General features: G+C 62.2%; 1 protein-coding gene. It reads left to right on the top strand.

Annotated elements, in window-relative coordinates; genetic code table 11:
• Positions 1–238: hypothetical protein (locus IAE24_RS30100; protein ID WP_199962554.1), on the top strand; the 238-nt coding region annotated here is incomplete at both ends.

Below are 238 nucleotides of genomic sequence, written 5' to 3'. Positions count from 1 at the left end.
CGAGGAAGAGCGCAAGTACCGCCAGGAATGGCTTGGCGTACAGGCCAAGACGGTTGAAGAACTGGAGGCCGGCAACAAGTCCCTGCGCGAAGAGGTTGAGCTGATCGGCCTGAGTGCGGACCAACAGCGGGCGGTCCTTGAACTGCGGCAACTGGCTGTGATCCTGTCCAAGGAACAGCAGCTGGCTGAGATGGAGCGTGCTGCTGCCTTGACCGGCACCATGACGGCCGAGCATGCG

The sequence above is a fragment of the Delftia sp. S65 genome, assembly GCF_016516495.1.
Classification (GTDB): domain Bacteria; phylum Pseudomonadota; class Gammaproteobacteria; order Burkholderiales; family Burkholderiaceae_C; genus Comamonas; species Comamonas acidovorans.
Note: the sequence above shows the minus strand (reverse complement) of the source record. Positions and strands in the feature narration are given on the sequence as shown.